Here is a 19,018-nt window from a genome sequence, read left to right on the forward strand (position 1 = left end):
GTTTGCAACTGAGGATTGGACTAGGCCTGGAGCGCTTTGCTATTGCTGGGTGCCGACGAGCCATGGCAAGACAGTCGCCCTCCGCTCCATTGCGGAACCCGTTCGCGATCTCAATATCTACCAGCGGTGGTCGCCATTCCAGTTAGAAGGCGAGATCACAGCGAAGGTTAATGTTCCAGCAAACCAAATCGAAAAGGTGGAGTGGTGGGACGGATCGCACAGCACGATGAAACCCAAATTTACATGGCGGAACCCTGACGACTATGTCGACCCTGCGCCGCTCAGCAACATCCGGGATCTATTCTGATGGACGATCTGCTTCTTGAGCCAGAGCGCCTACACCGGCGGATCAAATTCCTGCAATCAAGGGCCAAAGCGCATTTGGACACCCCTTCTGAAAACGTGCTGCACAAAGCATGCGCCGGCACGCTGCTTCGCGATGCCGCCTGCGTCGCACTAATGATCGGGGCAACGAAGGAAGCACGCAACCTCTTGCTTGAGTCCGGCCACCTTTTTCTGCAACTCGGCCTGACTACCGGATCGACATACATCGCGCTTGCGCAAACAAAAACGGCGCGCGAACAGCTCTCGCCTTATCAAGACCTGATCGATGGCGTTAGCCGGCAATGGGATCGGCAGCAGGCAAGGAAACACGCCACGCCCGGCCGCCCGATGGCTGAGATGTCGCGCAACTCGCCACGCCAGATGTTTTCGCTAGTGCAGGCCGAATGGCTGATTAGCGAGACGCCGCAACCCACTCTGCTCGTCGAAGCTTCTGCAATGCGCACCGCCTTGGAACGGAACGGCGGCCATCCGGTAGGCACGACCGGCCTTTCGGCAGCGACCTATTCCAACATAGCCGAGCGGATGGCGAGGCAGCGCGTGTCCAAAGAGACGTACACGCCTAAATTTGTCGCGAGCGGCTTTGCTATGATTGCGGCGACGCGGGCCGAAAATATTCGTGCTGCCATGAAGGACAGCTATCACTGGCAATTACTCGCACGACCGGCCGAACTGCTCGATCTCGATGCGGTTGTCCTGTCATCGATTGCGCTTAGTRGCGGAATGAGCAAGGGTACTATCGAGCAGATTTTTTCCGAGGACGTTCCGCTGGAGAGAGCGCCGGTCGAGGCAGCAGCCCTCCTTAGGGACGATCAGGCTCTATGATATGGGCGCTCGGTTATCGCCGCTCCTGCCGCCATGGGCATGCCGCTGTCGCGCCCCCTAGATATTCTCCCGAGTATAGATTTCGAACGGCAGGATGGTGGTGAAGTTGCCGCCCTCATTGGGGCTGGCGACGGCGCGCACCATGCCGCTCAGCGCTTCCTGGGCGATGCGGGCGAGCGGGTGCGAGATGATGAAGGTCAGCGTGCCGTCGAGCAGCGCCGAACGGGTCGACTCCATCAGCTCATAGCCGACGACGACGACGCTGCCGGCACGGCCGGTGGAGCGCAGCGCGGCAATGGTGCCGGTGATGCCGCCACCGGCGACATAAAGCCCGGACAGATCCGGATTCTCGTTCAGCAGCCTTTCGGTCATCTCCTGCGCGATGGCGCTGGATTCGAAGGTCAGCAGYGGCTCGAGCAGCATGAAATCAGGGGCGTGCTCGCGGAAATAGGAGCGGAAGCCGCTTTCGTTCATCTCCTGGCAGCGATAGCGGTGATTGCCGACGAGGATCCCGAGCTTGCCGGGCGCCTTGCAGACATGCTCGAACACCCAGGCCGCGGTGCGGCCGACCTTCCAGCCGTCCAGCCCGATATAATGAACCTGACCCGTCGCCGAGATCTGCGAGATCAGCGCGAACACCGGCACGTTGCGGGCCTGCAGCGCGTCGACCGCCTGGGTGACCAGCGGATGGACGGCGGCGACAACGCCGACGGCGTCGCATTCGGCGCCGAGCGCCAGCAGGCGCGCTCCGACATTCTGCGGCGACAAATCGTCGAGAAACTCGATGCGTAGCTCGATCTCGCAGTCGGGCATGGCCGGCGCCACGGCGCGCAGCGCATCGGCGATGTTGCGGTAGAAGGCGCGGCCCGGCTGGTGCAGCAGGAAGCCAAAGCGGTAGTGCGGCCGGGCCGCCGCTATGCGGCTGCGCAGCGCGCCCATGCCGTAGAAGCCGATCTGCTCGGCCGCCAGCCTGACACGCTCGCGCGTGCCCTGGCGGACGGCGCCAGCGCCGCTCAGCACCCGGTTGACGGTGGCCACCGAAACATTCGCCTCGGCGGCGACATCCCTGATCGTCGGCCGCTTGTTCTGATCCATTTCGTCTCATCCGCTTGGTGCAATTGATACGAAAATATCATTCATCGCGCCAGATTGATATGAATGACACAATCCATTTGGAACAAACATTCTATTCTTGATTCATTTTGGATCAAGATGTTTATCTCTGGAAAAGCAAGCAAGGCGGACGCACCGCCAGCCCAGGGATAGCAGCAGCACAGCGCAGACAGGTTTTCGCCCACCGCCCTCAGGCGGTGTGAGCCAGCGCGCGTGCGGCCCATCCCAAGGCGTTGCGGGTGCGGCATTGCGGGTGGAGGATTGCATGGACGATCTCAAATACGGCGTGCGCGACAAGCGCGGCGACTGGAAGCCGAACGGACGCATCGAGGGCGCACCGTTATGGAACTGGCCACCCAGGCTGCCGAAGATTCTGGCGTGGCTGCCCGGCTATATCTGGCCGTGGAATGCCTTCCACATGGCAACCGCGCTGCTCTACTGGTTCTATATCGTGCCTGGCGTCGAGACGATGAAGACGATCAGCTGGGGTTGGGCGCTGTGGCTCTATGCCGTCAATGCCGCCGCGATCCTCGTCTTCTACGGCATCTTCGAGCTGCGCTATTACATCAAGCGCACCCAGGCGACGCGGTTCAAATACAACCACAAATTCCCCGGCGATGCGCCCTCCGACGTGTTCTGGTTCCAGAGCCAGAACCTCGACAACTTCCTGCGCTCGTTCTTCATCACCATTCCGCTGTGGACCGTCGTCGAAGTCGTCTTCCTCTGGTGCTTTGCCAATGGCTACGTGCCGTGGGTCGGCTGGTCGGATCATCCGGTCTATCTCGCCGCACTGGTGCTGGTCGCGCCAGCCATCCACGAGGTGCATTTCTTCTTCATCCACCGCCTGATCCACTGGGGCCCGCTCTATCGCTGGATCCATTCGGTCCACCACAATTCGATCAACCCCTCGCCCTGGTCGTCGCTGTCGATGCATCCGGTGGAAGGGTTCCTCTACCACGCGGTCGCCTTCTGGCACCTGATCATCCCGTCCAATCCGATCGTCGCGCTGTTCCAGCTGCATGTCGCCGGCTTCGGCGCCGTCAATGGCCATCTCGGCTTCGACAAGCTGGAAGTGACCGAGGACACGGCCGTCGATAGCCACGCCTACACGCATTACCTCCACCACAAATATTTCGAGGTGAACTATGGCGGCGACGGGCTGATCCCGCTCGATCGCTGGTTCGGCACCTGGCACGACGGCACAAGAGAGGGCGAMGCCRTGATGGACGCCCGCTTCCAGAAAAAGAAGGAACGCATGAACGCMAARGCCGCGGCGAACCATTGATCAAGCGACGCAACGCGCAACGGGAGAGGTGCGCGCCTGCGGATGAATTCAAGTTTTTCTAAACCCGTCTGACGACGGCAACCGGGAGGAAATGAAATGAAAACGATCACGAAACTGCTGACGGCGATCATGCTTGCGGGCGTGGCGGCGACATCGGCCACGTCGGCCATGGCTGACGGGGCGAAGATCTTCGTCATCGGCGGCAAGGCCGACGACCCGTTCTGGTCGAAGGTCAAGAAGGGCGCCGACGATGCCGGCAAGGTCGCCGAACTGACCGGCGGCTCGGTGACCTGGCTCGGCCCGCAGAACTACGACAATCTCGGTCCGGACGCGGCCAAGCTGATCCGCACCGCGCTCAGCCAGAAGCCGAGCGCCATTGTCGGCCCCGACTGGGTACCGGAAGCCATGGACGACGCCTTCAAGGAAGTCGTTGCCGCCGGCGTGCCGCTCATCATCTACAATTCCGGCGGCATGGACGCGGCCAAGCGGCTCGGCGCCATGAACTATGTCGGCAATGAAGAATACGCCGCTGGCCTCGGCGGCGGCGCCTATTACGGCAGCCATGGCGCCAAGAACGTGCTGTGCGTCAACACCTTGCCGGGCGCCACCAACACCGAAGACCGCTGCAAGGGCATTGCCGACGCCATCGCCAAGAGCGGCGGCAAATCGAGCCAGTTGCCGCTGCCCTCGTCCAGCTTCGGCAACCCGACCGCGGTCGCCGAGGCGATCAAGGCTGCTGTGCTGAAGGACAACACCATCGACGGTSTCATCACCATCAGCGCCGGCGACGCCAACAGTGCCGCCAACGCCATCAGCCAGGCCAATGCCGGCGACAAGGTCAAGCTCGCTTCCTTCGACATGGACGAGACCGGCCTGCAGCGCATCAAGACCGGCACGCAGATGTTCGCGGTCGACCAGCAGCCCTATCTGCAGGGCTTTCTTGCGGTGTCGCTGCTGAACGGCTTCGTCAATTACGGGCTCGACCTGCCGACCAAGCCGGTGCTGACCGGACCGGGGATCGTCGACGCCGCCAATGTCGACGCGACGATGGCTGGTGCCGCGGCCGGCGCTCGCTAGCTTCTGCAGACAGAATGTCCGGCCCATCCGCGGGCCGGACATCATCTGCCACGCGCCGCCGATGACTGGCCGCGCCAGGCTCCCATTGTTCAAGCCAGGGACATTTCGATGACATCCCAAGCCCATCACCAGCCCGCCGCGGCAGCCACCGCGCCGCCCGCCCCGCACTCTTCGATGCCCTCGATCGGCAGCCTCGTGCGCCGCCCCGAAGTCGGTTCGCTGATCGGCATGATCGCCGTTCTGGTGTTCTTCTCGATCTTCGGCGGCGCCAATTTCATGTCGGCCGGCGGTGCCGCGAGCTGGCTCAACGTCGCCTCGGAACTCGGCATCATCGCGCTTCCCATCGGCCTGCTGATGATCGCCGGGCATCTCGATCTCTCCGTCGGCTCGATGGTCCCCGCCAGTTCGATGACCATTGCCATCCTGTCGGGCCATTACGGCCTGCCGATCATCGTCGGCATCCTCGCAGCCCTTGGCCTTGGGCTCGCCGTCGGCTTCATCAACGGCGTGCTGGTGATCCGCACCAAGGTGCCGTCCTTCGTCGTTACGCTCGCCACGCTGTTTGCGCTCGCCGGCCTGACGCTCGGCCTCTCGGTCATCCTCTCCGGCAGCACCAGCGTCGCGCTGAAGAGCGGACCGACCGCCAAGCTGCTGTTCGGCGACTATCTCGGCGGCAAGTTCGAGGTGACGCTGTTCTGGTGGATCGCCGCCATCCTGATCGTCGGCTTCATCCTGAATTTCTCGCGCTTCGGCAACTGGATCCTGGCCATGGGCGGTGACGCCGTCAGCGCCCGCAACGCCGGCATCCCGACCGACCGGGTGACCATCGCGCTGTTCATGAGCAGCGGCCTGTGCGCCTCCTTCGTCGGCATGTCGCAGGCCATCCTCTACAACAGCGCCCAGGTGGCSGCCGGSCAGTCCTTCATCTTCAACTCGATCATCGCGGTGGTCATCGGCGGCGTGCTGCTCACCGGCGGCTACGGTTCGGTAGTCGGCATCGTGCTCGGCACGCTGACCTTCGCCATCGTCAACCAGGGTATTTTCTACACCGGCTTCGACGCCAACTGGGCAAGCCTGATCATCGGCGTCCTGCTGCTGGCGGCCGTGCTGATGAACAACACCTTCCGCACCATGGCGCTCACCTACGCACCACGTGCCAAATCGAGGGCTCGCTGATGACACCGCCCCTGCTCAGGCTGACTGGGATCAACAAGTCGTTCGGCCCGATCGACGTGCTCCACGACATCTCGCTCGAGGTCAACAGAGGCGAGGTGCTGTGCCTGCTCGGCGACAATGGCGCCGGCAAGTCGACGTTGATCAAGATCCTCTCCGGTGTCCACAAGCCGACATCGGGCACGATGGAAATGGACGGCAAATCAGTCGCCTTCGACAGCCCCCGCGACGCCAGCGACCATGGCATCGCCACCGTCCACCAGTTCGGCGGGACGTTCCCGCTGATGAGCATCGGCCGCTCCTTCTTCGTCGGCGCCGAACCGACGCGGCGCTGGGGGCCGCTGACCATCTACGACCGCAAACGGGCCAACGAGATAGCCGTGACCGAGATGCGCCAGCTCGGCATCACCCGCATCGATGATGGCGACCGCCTCGTCGGCGGACTGTCCGGTGGCGAACGCCAGGCGCTGGCCATCGCGCGCGCCGTGCATTTCGGCGCCAGCGTGCTGATCCTCGACGAGCCGACAGCCGCACTTGGCGTCAAGGAGGTGGCGCACGTGCTGCGCATCGTGCTGCAGGCGCGCCGCAAGGGCATCGCGGTGATCTTCATCACCCACAATGTCGTCCATGCCCTGACCGTCGGCGACCACTTCGCCGTCCTCATCMGAGGCGCCAAGGCCGCCGAYTTCCGCAAGGGCGAGAARAGCCGCGAGGCGATCACCGACCTGATGGCSGGCGGCGAGCAGATGGCCGARCTCGAAGCCGAGATCGAGAGCTTCTCGGCGGCTGACAACGGGCATGCGCCGCAGGGCGCGAGCCATGCGTGACCAGTGAAGACGCCCATCTCCTCCTCCCGGGCATCTTCCTGTGCGGCCGGCGGAATGCGTGGTCCGCCGGCCGCATTCTTCAACCAACCAAAGAACAGACGGCAGAGTGACAATGGCAAAATGGATCAACGCGTGCGCGACCGATGACATCGACGAAGAGGACGTCATCCGTTTCGATCACGAAGGCCGGACATTCGCCATCTACCGCAGCCCCGACGATGCATTCTTCTGCACCGACGGGCTGTGCACGCATGAGAAGGTGCATCTGAGCGACGGGTTGGTTATGGAACACAGGATCGAATGCCCGAAGCACAACGGCGTGTTCGATTACCGGACCGGCGAAGCGCTGCGCGCACCGGTCTGCGTGAACCTGAAAACCTACACCACGAAGGTCGAGGACGGCCGCGTGTACATCGAGGTCTGACATGTCCGATACCTTTACGCTTGCGGCTTGCGTCGAAATGCTCTGGCGCGACCGCCCGATGGAATGGCGCGTCAAGCGCCTCACCGAAATGGGCTTTCAGGTCGGCCTCTGGAACTGGCCGGACCATGACCTTGCGATGCTGGAAAGATCCGGCGCGACCTTCTCGATCATGAACGGCTATTTGCGCGGCCGGCTTGCCGATGACGAGGGTGCCGCCGAACTGTTGAAGACGGCGAAGGAGACGGCGGCGGTCGGCAAGCGCCTCGGCGTCGCGCGGCTCAATCTGCACGGCACCGGGCTGGGCGATGGCGGCCTGCCTGTAACCCCTTGTGAGACCGCTACCGGCGCAATGTGGCTCAAGGCACGCGAGACGCTGAACCGCATCGCCGACCTTGCCGAGGCGGAAGGCGTGACCTTCACGCTGGAGAATCTGAACCTGCCGGTCGACCATCCCGGCGTGCCGTTTGGGCGCGCCGAGGATACGCTTGCACTGGTCTCGAGCGTCAACCGGCCGGGCCTGCGCCTCAATCTCGATCTCTACCATGCGCAGATCGGCGAAGGGAATTTGATCGAACTGTGCCGCGCCTGCCTGCCATGGATCGGCGAGGTCCAGGTGGCCGACGTGCCCGGACGCATGGAGCCCGGCASCGGCGAGATCAAYTACCGSGGCATCGCCCRTGCGCTGAAGGACATGGGCTATCGCGGACCGGTGGGCATGGAGGCGTWCGCCTCCGGCGATCCCGAAGCGGCTCTGCTGGCCTTCCGCGAAGCTTTCACCGTCTGAGGAAACAAAATGGTCGCCAAGAGCACTCGCCCAACCGTCGCCGACATCCGCGCCATGAAGGGCCGCGGGCAGAAGATCTCCATGCTCTACGTCACCTCGCTCGAAGAGGCGGCGGCGGCGGATGCGGCCGGCGTCGATATGCTGTCGATCGAAGGCCGCTTCTTCTCGCCCGAGATGCGCGAGGCGGCCGGCCGCTGCTTCGTGCAGGTCGGGCTTCCCTATGGCCCCGCCGGCAATTTGGTCACGGCGGAGGACTATCTGAAGACCGCCTACCACTTCATGCGCATCGGCGGCGACTGCTTCTACTGCGCCGCCTCGCTCGATATCCAGAAGACGCTCTGCGACAACGCCGTGCCGGTCGTTGCCCATGTCGGCCTGATCCCCTCGCAATGCACCTGGACCGGCGGCTTCAAGGCSGTCGGCAGGACRGCCGAGAGCGCGCGTGCSGTGTGGGACCACGTCAACCGGCTGGAGGCCATCGGCTGCTTCGGCGCCGAGCTGGAAGTGGTGCCAGACCGGGTTGCCGAACTGATCACCAGGAATACGCCGATGATCATGCTCGGCATGGGCGCCGGGCCGGATGCCGATGCGCAGTATCTGTTCAGCGAGGACGTGCTCGGCCATACCACTGGACACAAGCCGCGCCACGCCAAGACCTACCGCAACTTCGCCGCCGAATWTGAGCGGCTGCAGCGCGAGCGCATCGCCGCCTATCGCGAGTTCATCTCCGACGTGAAGACAGGCGCCTACCCCGAGCCGCAGCACGTGGTCGCCATCACCGACGACGAGCTCGCGGCGTTCAAGATCGCCTTGGGCCTCTGATTGCCCCGGCCTGAATCGGACCATAGGGCGGTCACGGCGAGAGCCTACGCAGGGATCAGCTGGCCGAATGCCAGAGGATGTCGGGTGGCGAACTCTGCTCAAGAACCATATCGACGTTTGGCATGTCGTTGCCATGCACCTTGGCCTCAGCGTCCCGCTCTGAATAGCCGAGCTCGGTCCACCTTTTCAGCAGCCGCTCTTCCAGGTGGGCGCGCGATTCTGCGAGGAACACTGTCAGGTCGAACAGCCGTGCCAGGCCAGACCATGGCGCGCGGTTGAGGAGAAGATAGTTGCCCTCCACGATCACGTAGCGGGTTGCCGAAGCGACCAGCCTGGCTCCGGCGCGCGACAAGTCCAGGCTTCTGTCGAAGGTCGGCACGGCGACAGTGGCCTCGCTGTCACGCACACGGCGCAAGGTCAGTTCGAAACTGTCGAAATCGAATGTCTGGGGTGCACCTTTGCGAGGGCGCAGCCCAAGCTGATCGAGCACGGCATTGTCATAGTGATAGCCATCCATCGGCAGGATCTCGGCGCCTTCCGATGCCAGTTCCGCCCGCAATCGCTCTGAAATGTATGACTTGCCGGCGGCGGGCGGGCCGGCGATCGCAATCATGACGCGGACACCGCCGGCCTCGGTTTTGCGAATGCGCGATACGAGATCGTTCCAGTCGTTCATGATCTGCCCGAGGCTTTCTTATTCTTTGCCCGCCAGCCAACGCATCATGTTCGCCATCAGCTTGCCGTAGAGCGGCCATCCCAGGAAATCCTGCGACAGCCAGTGCGGGCCGATGTCGGTCGCCCAGGCAACCGTGCGGCCGCGGCCATGGTTACGGACGGCAAGGAGTGGCCAGTCCGCGCCGCGATGGTGGCAGGTCGCCAGAAGCCGGGACGAACCGTCGCTCCTGAAATCCAGCTTGTTCATGCCGAGGATCGGCGGCAATGGCCCTTCGATGCCGGCAAGGATCGGATGCGACGGCTGCAGGATCGAGGTCTGCAGGCCTTGCGGCACTTCCATGCCGTCACTGAACGGCAGGCAGCGGACCGGCAACACATCCTCGACCGGGGTGTCGTAGAACCGCGCCGTCCCGAACATGCCCTGAAATCCCATATAGCCGCCGGCCAGCATCAATCCGCCGCCGGCTTCGACATAGGCTTTGAGCACCTCGAGCCGGTTGACGCCGACACGCCCGGCGCGGGCATCCGGCGTGACCAGCAAGGTTAGCGCACCGACATCGGAGATCACCACCGCCTGGTACTCAGCGAGCGCATCGAGGTCGAAGGGAAACTCGGCGGCACAGCGATCGCCACCGATCTGTGTGACAGCAATGCCCTCGGCGGCAAGCACGGCATTGAAGGCTGTCGCGCCATTTACCCACGTCGCGCTTGTCAGCACGTCGCCGCCGGCAGCGACCGAAGTCGTCGCCGCGAAGGTCTCGCCTGCCAGCAAGAGTTTCATTGTCGCCCTCGCGATTTTTTACTGAGATTGAAAGCGAGCGCCGGCTTGAACCGGCGCCCGCAAAAGCCTTGGGAGGCTTAGAACTTGAACTCGGCCAGATTGTCTGGGGTAACGATCTTGGCCGGGCCCAGGATCAGTTCGCCGCCAGCGCCGATCGTGTATTCGCCGAGCCGGCCGGCGCTGAACTTGTCGCCTTCCTTGCCGGTGATCTTGCACTGCGCAAGCGCCTGGGCCGCCTGGTAGGTCAGGTAGCCGAGATCGGAGACGTTCCACCAGATGTCCTGAGCAGCGCCGTCCTTGATGTATTTCGAGATCAGCGTCGCAGGCGCCAGACCCGTCAGCTTGACCTTGCCTATGAGGCCGGCTTCCTCCAGCGCACGCGCCGCGGCGGGCAGGCCGATGCCGGCCGGAACGATGATCGCCTTGAGGTCGGGGAAGGCCTGCACCAGCGCCAGCGCCTGCTGCTGGTTGATCTGCTCGCTCTCCTCGCCATAGGCGACCTGGACCAGCTTCATCTTGGCGAATTTCGGCTCTGCCGCCATCTTCTTCTTCATGAAGTCGATCCAGGCGTTCTGGTTGGTCGCCGTCGGCGTCGACGACAGGATGGCGAACTCGCCCTCGCCGCCTGTCAGGTTGTAGGCGCTTTCCAGCATCATTTCGGCCAGGCTGTCACCCTTGGCCTGGTTGACGAAGATCGAGCGGGCATCGCCGGCAACATCGGAATCGTAGGAGACGACCCTGACGCCTTGCTGTGCAGCGCGCTTCAAGGCCGGGGCGACGGCGTTGGCGTCATTGCCGGAAATCGCGATCACACCGACCTTTTGCGAGACCAGGCTGTTGATGAAATCGATCTGCGCTTCGGCCGTTGCTTGCGAAGGCGCGACCTGGATCGCCTTGCCGCCGATTTCCTTGGCGGMCTCCTCGGCGCCCTGCTGGGCAACCTTGAAGTAGGGATCGGTGTCGAGCTTGGGCAGGAAGCCGACCGTGACCGGTTCCTTGGCGCATTCCTGGCTGAGAGCCAGCGAGGTCGGTGCGAGCAGAACCGCGGATGCGAGCAGGGCTAATCTAAACGCTTTCATTGTAAACTCCTCCGTCAGAACATTCGGGCTTGAAGGAAGGGGCCCGAGATCACCCCTTGGTTTCGCGCAGGACGCGCGATCTTGAGAGCCGCTCCTCCAGGGAACGCCAGTAATTGCCGACCAGCAGCGAGCCGATCAGAAGCAGGCCGATGATCATGCCTTGCGCGTCGCCGCCGATCTGGTTGAGCGCCAGCACGTTGCGGATGATGGCAATCAGCAGCAGCGCCAGCATGACGCCGGTGAGCCGCCCCTTGCCGCCAAACACGCTGACGCCGCCAAGCAGGACGATGGTGATGACGTCGAGCTCCATGCCGAGCGCATTGTTGGCGCGGGCATTGGAAAGCCGCGCCGTGTAGACGATGCCGGCGATGGCCGCGACGATGCCGGAGATGACGAACAGCTTCAGCACCATTTTTCGCGTGTCGATGCCGGAATAGCGCGCCACCTCCGGGCTGCCGCCAAGCGCGTAGATACGCTTGCCGGTCGGCGTCTTCTGCAGCACGACCGCAAAGACCGGCGCCAGCACCAGGAACGGCACGATGGTCCACGGGATCTCGGTGCCCGGCAAATTGTTGATGCCGAAATCGACGACCGCTGGCGGCAGGATGTTGACCGAACCGGTGCCGAGCAGGATGTAGCCAATGCCGCGATAGAGCGCCATGGTGCCGAGCGTCACCACCAGGGACTGCAGCCCGAGCCCCGAAACCAGATAGCCATTGAAGGCGCCGAGCAGGCCGCCGGCGACAAGTGTCAGCGGGATGGCCGCCAGCGTCGGCACGCCGGCCTGGACAGCCAAGYCGAAGACGACGGAGGTCAGCGCCAGCACCGAGGCGATCGACAGGTCGATCTCGCGGGTGATGATGAGCAGCGTCATCGGCAGGATCAGCAACGCCTTTTCCGAGGCGCTCGCGGCCAGTTGCGACAGGTTGAAGCCCGATACGAAATTCGGCACGAAGACCGCCGCGTAGAGGAAGATGGCGAGGCAAGCGGTCGCCAGCAAAAGGTCCCAGAAGTCGATCGAGCGCAGGAATTTTCTCATCTCGCCCTCGCCTGTCTTGCCTGCTCGGCGCGCCGCACGATGAAGGTGTCGATGCCGATGGCGACCAGGATCACCAGGCCGTAGACGCCCTGCAGCCAAAGCGGATCGACGCGCACCAGCGTCAGCCCGTTCTTGATGACCAGCAAAGTCAGCGCACCGAGGATGATCCCGAGCAGCGTACCCGAACCGCCACGGATGGCGACGCCGCCGACCACCGCCGAGGCAATCACGGTAAGCTCGAAGCCGAGCGCGACACGGGCATCGATGGTGGCGTAGCGCGAGGCCCAGAGCGCGCCGCACAGGCCGCCGAGCAGGCCGGCCGTGCCAAAGGCAAGCAGGATACGCCGGTCGACAGGAATGCCGATGAGACGCGCGCCGTCCGGATTGGAGCCTGTGGCAAACAGCTCGCGTCCAGTGGCCGTGCGATAGAGCAGCACATAGCCGCCGCACAGGATAACAATGGCGATGACGACGATCAGCGGCACGCCGGCGACCTTCAGGCCGGTCATGTCGAGCCAGGCCTGCGTGACCTCGTCGGCGCTGACCTGGTCGCCGGCCGCCCAGATCGAGTTGAAGCCGCGAAAGATCGACATCGAGGCCAGCGTGACGACGATGGCCGGGATCTTTCCCCTGGTGACGACAAGGCCGTTGAGCAGCCCGGCAAAGCCGCCGACCGCGCAGGCGGTGATCAGGCCGATGCCGATGTCCAACCCCGGATAGGCCTGAACCATGCTGGCCGCCATATAGGCCGAAAGACCGATCACGGCGGCGATCGAGAGGTCGATGTTGCGGGTGATCAGCACCAGCATCTGGGCGAGTGCCGCGACGATGAGCAAGGCCGCGTCCATCGACAAAGCGGTCAGGTTTGCCGCACTCACCATGCGCGGGTTGATGATAGTGACCGGAATGGCGACGGCCAGCATCGCGGCGAGCAGTCCGAACTCCCGCCGCTTCAGGAAATCGAAGGATCCGTTCTTCCTCTCCTTGTGCGCATCGGGCTGCGCGGCCGCGTCGATGCGCTCGCCGGTCTTGGTCGCCGCTTCCAGCACCTTCTCCTGAGTGGCTTCACCCCTGGCGAACTCGGCCATCTGGTGGCCTTCGCGCAGCACGACGATGCGGTCGCACATGCCGATCAGTTCAGGCATTTCGGACGAAATCAGCAGGATCGCCATGCCTTGCGCGGCAAGGTCGGCGATCATCGCATGCACTTCCGCCTTGGTGCCGACATCGATGCCTTGCGTCGGCTCGTCGAGGATGAGGACGCGCGGTTCGGTGCGCAGCCACTTCGCCAGCACCACCTTCTGCTGGTTGCCGCCCGACAGTTCCTTGACCGGCTGCCCGTAGCCGGAAAAGCGCAGTTTCATGCGCTTCAGCCAGTCCGCGACCAGGTCGATGGCGCGGTCCGTGCCGTAGAAGCCGGCGGGAGCGGCCTTGTCGAGAACCGGTAGCACCGCATTGTCGAGGATGGAGAAATCCATCACCAGGCTTTGGCCCATGCGGTCTTCGGAGACATAGGCAATGCGCGCATCCATGGCGTCGCGCGCCGATGCGAAATGCACGGGCTTGCCATCGATCAGGATCTCGCCGGCATCCGGCCCGTCGATGCCGAACAGCACGCGCGCAATCTCGGTTCGACCGCTACCGACCAGGCCGCCAAGGCCCAGCACCTCGCCGGCGTGAAGCTTGAGGTCGATGCCGGAAAAGCCGCCGGCGCGCGAAAGCCCCCTCGCCTCCAGCACCAGCGCACCGGTGGCGTGATGTCGTTCAGGGTAGAGGTCGGTGACTTCACGGCCGACCATCATGCTGATAGCGGCGGCGCGACCAAGCTCGGCCTTCGGCTTGACGCCGATCAGGCGCCCGTCGCGCAACACCGCGATGCGGTCGGYGATGCGGAAGATCTCATCCATGCGGTGGCCGACGAACATCATCGCCACGCCGTGCAGCCTGAGATCGGCAACGACGGTGAACAGCCGCTCGACCTCGCGCTGCGACAGGGCCGCCGTGGGCTCGTCCATGATCAGCACGCGCGCATCCAGCGACAGCGCACGCGCGATCTCGACCAGTTGCTGTTCGGAGGTGCGCAGCGTTCCCAACCGCGTTGCCGCCGGCACATCGAGGCCCACCGTCGCCAGCACTTTGCGGGCGCCGGTAAGCATGGCGGCATTGTCGATGCCGCCGAAGCGATCGCGCGGCATGTGACCGAGATAGATATTTTCCGCCACGGAGAGATCAGGAAACAGGCCGGGATGCTGATGCATGACCGCAATGCCCGCGGCCTGCGCGTCGTGCGGCGATCGGAAGACTATCGCCTTGCCGTCGACCTCGACATGACCGCTGGTGGGAGAATGCACACCGGCCAAGAGCTTGACGCAGGTGCTCTTGCCGGCGCCGTTTTCGCCGAGCAGCGCCAGCACCTCGCCGGAGCGCAGCTCGAAGGAGGCGTCCTTGAGCGCAATGGTGCCGCCGAAAGCCTTCGTCGCCTGAACCAGGGCAACGGGAACAGCAACATCCCGCACCCTCGCCGCGTCGGCCTCGCTCTGTGTGCCCGAGTGCAGCACATCTCCTCCCTGATCTAGTTATTTTTTCAATTTGCTATATTAAATAGACCCGGATCGCAACTGGAAAATTGACTTACGCGGTTCCAACGCGCAGTGTTGCGTCACGCACGGGTGCGCTCAAAGCGCCTCGATCGCAGCAGTTTCAAAGCTGTAGGCGACCAGGGTGGCTTCGCGAGAATAGATGGGGAGAGGCCGGTTTTGTCCGGAAAAGGTAGCAACTCTGTCAAGGTTCGGCACTACAATGAGCGTTTCGTGCTCGATGCCATCCGTCGCCTGAAGGAAGCCTCCAAGTCGGACCTGGCGCGCGCGGCAAACCTGACGCCGGCCGCGGTCGCCGCCATCGTTGACGGCCTGGAGTCGTCTGGATTGGTAAAGCAAGTGGGAAAAAGGTTCGGACAACGCGGCTCGCCCTCCACGCTCTACAGGCTTACACCGGAGCGTATCTATAGCGTCGGCATCAAGATCGGCCGGCGTGCGCTGGAAGCCGTGCTTGTCGACTTTGCCGGCGAGGTTCGGGCCCGCGAGTCGCACGAATACCGCTTCCCCGATCCCGATCTGGTGCTCAAGGCCGGCAACATGTCGCTGGCCAATTTCGAAAAACTGGTCGACGGGCTTGGCGATGCCAGCATCGTCGGCGTCGGTATTGCCTCACCGTATTTCCTCGGCGGCTGGAGCGAGGAACTCGGCTTTCCCGACGATCTCGGCGGCCGTTGGGAGGCCATCGACCTGACGACATGCTTTGCCACGCCGCCGAAAACGCCGGTGTTCGTCGAAAACGATGCCACCTCGGCGGCGCTGGCCGAACTTGTCCAGGGCGCCGGCGCGCGGTTCCGCGACTTCATGCACATTTCGATCGACACGTTCGTCGGCGGCGGGCTGGTGCAAGGCGGCAAGGTTCATACCGGGCCGCACGGCAACAGTGCCGCGCTCGGGCCATTGCCGGTTTCGCCATCAAGTCTCGATTCGGTGGCGGCCAAGCCGGCGCGCTACCAGAGCCTGCTGCATCGCGCCTCGATCTACGTGCTGGTCAATCATTTGAAGTCACGCGGCGTGGTGATCAATCGCGTGCGGGAACTCGATCCGCTGCCGCCGGGCGCACGCGAGCCGCTGTTCGAATGGATCGACGATTGCGCCAATGCCCTCGTCGAGGCGATCATCGCCATCACCTCCGTCATCGACATCGAGGCCATCGTGCTCGACAGCATCCTGCCGCGGCCGATCCATCTCGAACTTTTGGCAAGGGTGCAGACCCAGTTCAGCCGAACCAGCGCTATCGGCATCGTGGCGCCGGAGATCGTGCCCGGGCAATTCGGCCCCGAGGCCTCATCGATCGGCGCCGCCATGCTGCCGTTCTCGGCGCTGCTGGCTCCCGACAGCGGCGTGCTGATGATCGGCAAGGACCGGACGAAGCTGCTGAGCGCGCTCTCGACTCTGGCTGGAAACTAGGTAGCAGGAGCAGACGCCCCACAGCCGGTCCCGCGCAGCCATCCTGCTCCGACGGCAGGCCGAGGCTTGCGATCACGAAGCGGTGACGGATGTAACGCAGGCCCGGTAGACCGCGAAGACTGGACATAGGCGCCGGGCGAAGCATTTGCGGCGCGTCCAGCGGAAGTCTGGGCGCGGTCCGCCAACACCTCAAGGAATCCACGATCATGTTGAATAGGCGTAATTTTTCCACCACGCTCGTCGCGGGGGTGGCGGCGAGCATACTGGCGGGCTCCGCCAAGGCGCAAACCCAGACGGGTCCCAAGGTCCACTCCGATGTTCGCCCCGAAGTCCGCAATGTCGTCCTGGTCCATGGCGCCTATGCGGATGGCTCGTGCTGGTCGGAAGTGGTTGGCCCGCTGCAGCAGGCCGGCTTCAACGCAACCGTCGTCCAGCACCCGCTGACCACGCTGGAAGCGGGCGTCGAGGCAACGCGCCGTGCGATCGCTCTCCAGGATGGACCGACCGTACTTGTCGGGCACTCCTTTGCCGGCATGATCGTCAGCGAGGCAGGGGCTGATCCAAAGGTATCCTCGCTCGTCTATGTCGCAGCGCGCGCGCCGGATGCTGGTGAAGACTACACGGCGCTCGCCAAGACGTTTGCGGCGCCGCCGGCCTCGGCGGGCCTTATCTGGTCCGCGGGCTACGGCAAGCTCAGCGAGGAGGCCTTCCTGCGGGATTTCGCCGGTGGCATTCCTCGCGAGAAGGCGCGCATCCTCTATGCCGTCCAGGGACCGATCTCGGACAAGCTTTTCTCCGGAAAGACAACGCAGGCGGCCTGGCGCTCGAAGCCAAGCTGGTATGCCGTCTCGACCGAGGATCGCACCATCAACCCGGATCTCGAACGCTTCATGGCCAAACGCATGAACGCCAAGACCATCGAGGTGAAGGCAAGCCATTTGTCGCTGATCTCTCACCCGCGTGAGATCACCCAGCTCATCACGCAAGCCGCAGGGCAGCTCAGCTAGAGCAATTCCAGCAACAATGTGAAACGGCTTTCCCGGGAAAAGCGCGCGACTTCAAGGTCAACATCAATCAATCGCGCCGCCTTTTCGTGGCGAGCATGCAGCGCCAAAGCGGATTGCGCTTGCGTCATGGCAACGTCGACTGGCCTGCGAGTGCGGGCCAGCCAGTCGCGGCGCGCGTTGCACGGGCTTGCCATCAAATGGGGTCGAAATGCTTCCTTCGTTCGCCCTATAGTGTGCGGACTGGCACAAAAGGAAATTGAGGATGATGAGCCGCGAGGAGTTGACCTGTAGGCTCTCTATTCTGCTATAGCGTATAGCGCGAGCAATGCTGCGGCAAAGGTGAGATGTATGGGTGTCAACAGCCCCAAGATAAGCGGCTTCGTCATAACCTACAACAGTGGAGAAATTCTCAAGACTTGCTTGCGTTCCTTGCGATTTGTCGATGAGCTCATTGTCGTCGACAAATCATCCACCGACGGCACCGCTGCTGTTGCGGCTGGCTTTGCCGACAAAGTCATCTCCGTGCCGTGGTCGCCATTGCCCACCGAGACGCGGTTCGTCGCCTACGACGCCTGTTCGCACGACTTCATACTCTATCTGGATCATGACGAATGCCTCAGCGTCGAAGCCATTCGCTGGATAAGGGAAAATGCCGGCTCCCACCCGGCTGGCGTGTTTCGTTTCCCCAAGCGCGAATACATTATGGGACGCCACGACGATGATGCCTATTACTGGCCGTCCTACAATGTGCGCGCTTTTCGCCGTGGCGCGGCGGAATTCGTTTCGAAGCTGCATGAAGAGGTCGGACGAATAACGGGCGAGGTCTACGACGTCCCGCATGATGGAGGCGTGTGCATCCACAATTTGTCGCATCGGGATGCGCATCAATGGATTGAAAAAACCAATCGTTATACGAGCGAGCGAGACAGGGTCTCGTTCTTCGATGCCAGCACCCCCCTCGAGACTTTCGGGCAAAAGCGCATAGCGTACTGGCTGGCTCAGTCCAGGTCGCGATCGGACTACGTTGTCGCTACCGCGCTGCTGCGGGCGGTCTACGATATAGTGGACCGGGTAAAACTGTGGGAAGCACAGGATGGCCTTGATGGCGACGCGGCATTCGCCGCCGTCTGCTCGGAATTGGAGGCAACCTACGATATTGCCGAACGGGCGAAGCTCTGGGAGACCCCCGGTGGGCCTGAGGAAGAGGCAATATTCGCCGCCGTCCGCAAGGAGATGGACGCATTTCATAACCCGTTGAGGTCCGACCGCCGTCCAACATCGGCGCAAGCCGCCGGACCGAAGGTTCGACCGAAGTCGCCATCCCGTCTCAAAAAGACCTTGCAAAAGATCCGCTCGCGCTTGACGGGAAGAAGGCGTTGACGCCGGAAACCGGCGCGCCTGGATCCGCCATGCACTTGCAGCCGCTTCGTGTTTTGACCCTGATGGCGCGTCACGGAACCGAGAAGTATCCGACCGCATGGCAGGACTTGCGCGCTATGTTCGCCGAGCAGATGTCGGACGTTGCGCATCGCATGCTCGTGATCGACAATGCGCTGCCGGTCGGTCACGGCTCCGATCTCGACTGCGGGGTCGAACTGATCGGCGCGTCGAACGACGATTGGGAGTTCTCCGCGTGGGACCGCGGTATCCATCATACCGGCGCCAAACTTCATCACTATGATCTGGTTCACTTGGCCACTTCGGCTTTCGCGGCATCCGCATCTGATCATCTCAAATTGATGGATGGCGGCTTGTTGCGGT

19 protein-coding genes and 1 pseudogene are annotated in these 19,018 nt (G+C 63.2%); 13 read left to right on the forward strand and 7 right to left on the reverse strand.

Features of this window, described 5'->3' with window-relative positions; translation table 11 throughout:
- Positions 1–307, forward strand: a 307-nt coding sequence (locus AC1DX0_RS15385; RefSeq protein WP_477355924.1) for a hypothetical protein, incomplete at its 5' end; no start/stop codon positions are given.
- Positions 307–1,167 (forward strand): hypothetical protein, encoded by an 861-nt coding sequence (locus AC1DX0_RS15390; RefSeq protein ID WP_477355927.1) that lies wholly within the window; start codon positions 307–309, stop codon positions 1,165–1,167. The genes AC1DX0_RS15385 and AC1DX0_RS15390, both read left to right, overlap by 1 nt.
- Positions 1,168–1,224: 57 nt before the next feature.
- On the opposite strand, the gene AC1DX0_RS15395 is transcribed toward AC1DX0_RS15390, so the two are convergent.
- On the reverse strand, positions 1,225–2,262 hold the full coding sequence (locus AC1DX0_RS15395) for a LacI family DNA-binding transcriptional regulator (protein WP_477224081.1): 1,038 nt from the start codon (positions 2,260–2,262) through the stop codon (positions 1,225–1,227).
- A gap of 283 nt (positions 2,263–2,545) precedes the next feature.
- Here AC1DX0_RS15395 and AC1DX0_RS15400 point away from each other — a divergent pair, with 283 nt between their 5' ends.
- The 7 genes from AC1DX0_RS15400 to AC1DX0_RS15430 all read left to right on the forward strand — a co-directional run bounded on the left by AC1DX0_RS15400 (position 2,546) and on the right by AC1DX0_RS15430 (position 8,672).
- Positions 2,546–3,565: a sterol desaturase family protein gene (locus AC1DX0_RS15400; protein WP_477355930.1), complete on the forward strand. Its 1,020-nt coding sequence runs from the start codon at positions 2,546–2,548 to the stop codon at positions 3,563–3,565.
- A 96-nt stretch (positions 3,566–3,661) separates the two neighbouring features.
- Positions 3,662–4,642 carry a sugar ABC transporter substrate-binding protein gene (locus AC1DX0_RS15405; protein WP_477355933.1) on the forward strand — a complete coding sequence of 327 codons (981 nt, stop codon included), beginning with the start codon at positions 3,662–3,664 and terminating at the stop codon, positions 4,640–4,642.
- A 174-nt stretch (positions 4,643–4,816) separates the two neighbouring features.
- A complete protein-coding gene (locus tag AC1DX0_RS15410; protein WP_477224136.1) occupies positions 4,817–5,818 on the forward strand; it encodes an ABC transporter permease in 1,002 nt (333 codons plus the stop codon).
- Positions 5,818–6,642: an ATP-binding cassette domain-containing protein gene (locus AC1DX0_RS15415; RefSeq protein WP_477224084.1), complete on the forward strand. Its 825-nt coding sequence runs from the start codon at positions 5,818–5,820 to the stop codon at positions 6,640–6,642. The genes AC1DX0_RS15410 and AC1DX0_RS15415 overlap by 1 nt, the downstream gene beginning before the upstream one ends.
- Before the next feature lie 112 nt (positions 6,643–6,754).
- Positions 6,755–7,066: a MocE family 2Fe-2S type ferredoxin gene (locus AC1DX0_RS15420; protein ID WP_477224085.1), complete on the forward strand. Its 312-nt coding sequence runs from the start codon at positions 6,755–6,757 to the stop codon at positions 7,064–7,066.
- A 1-nt stretch (position 7,067) separates the two neighbouring features.
- Positions 7,068–7,850, forward strand: a complete 783-nt coding sequence (locus tag AC1DX0_RS15425) for a TIM barrel protein (RefSeq protein WP_477355935.1) — start codon at positions 7,068–7,070, stop codon at positions 7,848–7,850.
- Between the two features lie 9 nt (positions 7,851–7,859).
- Positions 7,860–8,672: a 3-methyl-2-oxobutanoate hydroxymethyltransferase gene (locus AC1DX0_RS15430; protein WP_477355938.1), complete on the forward strand. Its 813-nt coding sequence runs from the start codon at positions 7,860–7,862 to the stop codon at positions 8,670–8,672.
- Positions 8,673–8,727: 55 nt separating this feature from the next.
- On the opposite strand, the gene AC1DX0_RS15435 is transcribed toward AC1DX0_RS15430, so the two are convergent.
- The 5 genes from AC1DX0_RS15435 to AC1DX0_RS15455 all read right to left on the reverse strand — a co-directional run bounded on the left by AC1DX0_RS15435 (position 8,728) and on the right by AC1DX0_RS15455 (position 14,804).
- Positions 8,728–9,348 (reverse strand): nucleoside/nucleotide kinase family protein, encoded by a 621-nt coding sequence (locus AC1DX0_RS15435; RefSeq protein ID WP_477224088.1) that lies wholly within the window; start codon positions 9,346–9,348, stop codon positions 8,728–8,730.
- A gap of 18 nt (positions 9,349–9,366) precedes the next feature.
- Positions 9,367–10,128 (reverse strand): glutamine amidotransferase, encoded by a 762-nt coding sequence (locus tag AC1DX0_RS15440; protein ID WP_477224089.1) that lies wholly within the window; start codon positions 10,126–10,128, stop codon positions 9,367–9,369.
- Between the two features lie 77 nt (positions 10,129–10,205).
- On the reverse strand, positions 10,206–11,207 hold the full coding sequence (locus tag AC1DX0_RS15445; RefSeq protein ID WP_477355941.1) for a rhamnose ABC transporter substrate-binding protein: 1,002 nt from the start codon (positions 11,205–11,207) through the stop codon (positions 10,206–10,208).
- Positions 11,208–11,256: 49 nt separating this feature from the next.
- Positions 11,257–12,246: an ABC transporter permease gene (locus AC1DX0_RS15450; protein ID WP_477355944.1), complete on the reverse strand. Its 990-nt coding sequence runs from the start codon at positions 12,244–12,246 to the stop codon at positions 11,257–11,259.
- Positions 12,243–14,804 carry an ATP-binding cassette domain-containing protein gene (locus AC1DX0_RS15455; protein ID WP_477355947.1) on the reverse strand — a complete coding sequence of 854 codons (2,562 nt, stop codon included), beginning with the start codon at positions 14,802–14,804 and terminating at the stop codon, positions 12,243–12,245. The genes AC1DX0_RS15450 and AC1DX0_RS15455 overlap by 4 nt, the downstream gene beginning before the upstream one ends.
- Before the next feature lie 198 nt (positions 14,805–15,002).
- Here AC1DX0_RS15455 and AC1DX0_RS15460 point away from each other — a divergent pair, with 198 nt between their 5' ends.
- Both AC1DX0_RS15460 and AC1DX0_RS15465 read left to right on the forward strand, forming a co-directional pair.
- Entirely contained in the window at positions 15,003–16,250 is a 1,248-nt protein-coding gene (locus AC1DX0_RS15460; RefSeq protein ID WP_477224093.1) for an ROK family transcriptional regulator, read from the forward strand.
- Between the two features lie 203 nt (positions 16,251–16,453).
- Positions 16,454–17,257 (forward strand): alpha/beta fold hydrolase, encoded by an 804-nt coding sequence (locus AC1DX0_RS15465; protein WP_477224137.1) that lies wholly within the window; start codon positions 16,454–16,456, stop codon positions 17,255–17,257.
- On the opposite strand, the gene AC1DX0_RS15470 is transcribed toward AC1DX0_RS15465, so the two are convergent.
- The gene (locus AC1DX0_RS15470; protein WP_477224094.1) at positions 17,254–17,385 is read right to left on the reverse strand and encodes a hypothetical protein; all 132 of its coding nucleotides are present in this window, start codon (positions 17,383–17,385) and stop codon (positions 17,254–17,256) included. The genes AC1DX0_RS15465 and AC1DX0_RS15470 overlap by 4 nt on opposite strands.
- 220 nt (positions 17,386–17,605) lie before the next feature.
- Here AC1DX0_RS15470 and AC1DX0_RS15475 point away from each other — a divergent pair, with 220 nt between their 5' ends.
- Together AC1DX0_RS15475 and AC1DX0_RS15480 are read left to right on the forward strand one after the other, a co-directional pair.
- Positions 17,606–18,637, forward strand: coding sequence for a glycosyltransferase (locus AC1DX0_RS15475; RefSeq protein WP_477224095.1), 1,032 nt, complete (start codon positions 17,606–17,608; stop codon positions 18,635–18,637).
- A pseudogene (locus AC1DX0_RS15480) lies at positions 18,634–19,018 on the forward strand (hypothetical protein); the annotation flags it as partial. The gene AC1DX0_RS15475 and the pseudogene AC1DX0_RS15480, both read left to right, overlap by 4 nt.

It is taken from the genome of Mesorhizobium sp. P3_A9 (assembly GCF_056402975.1).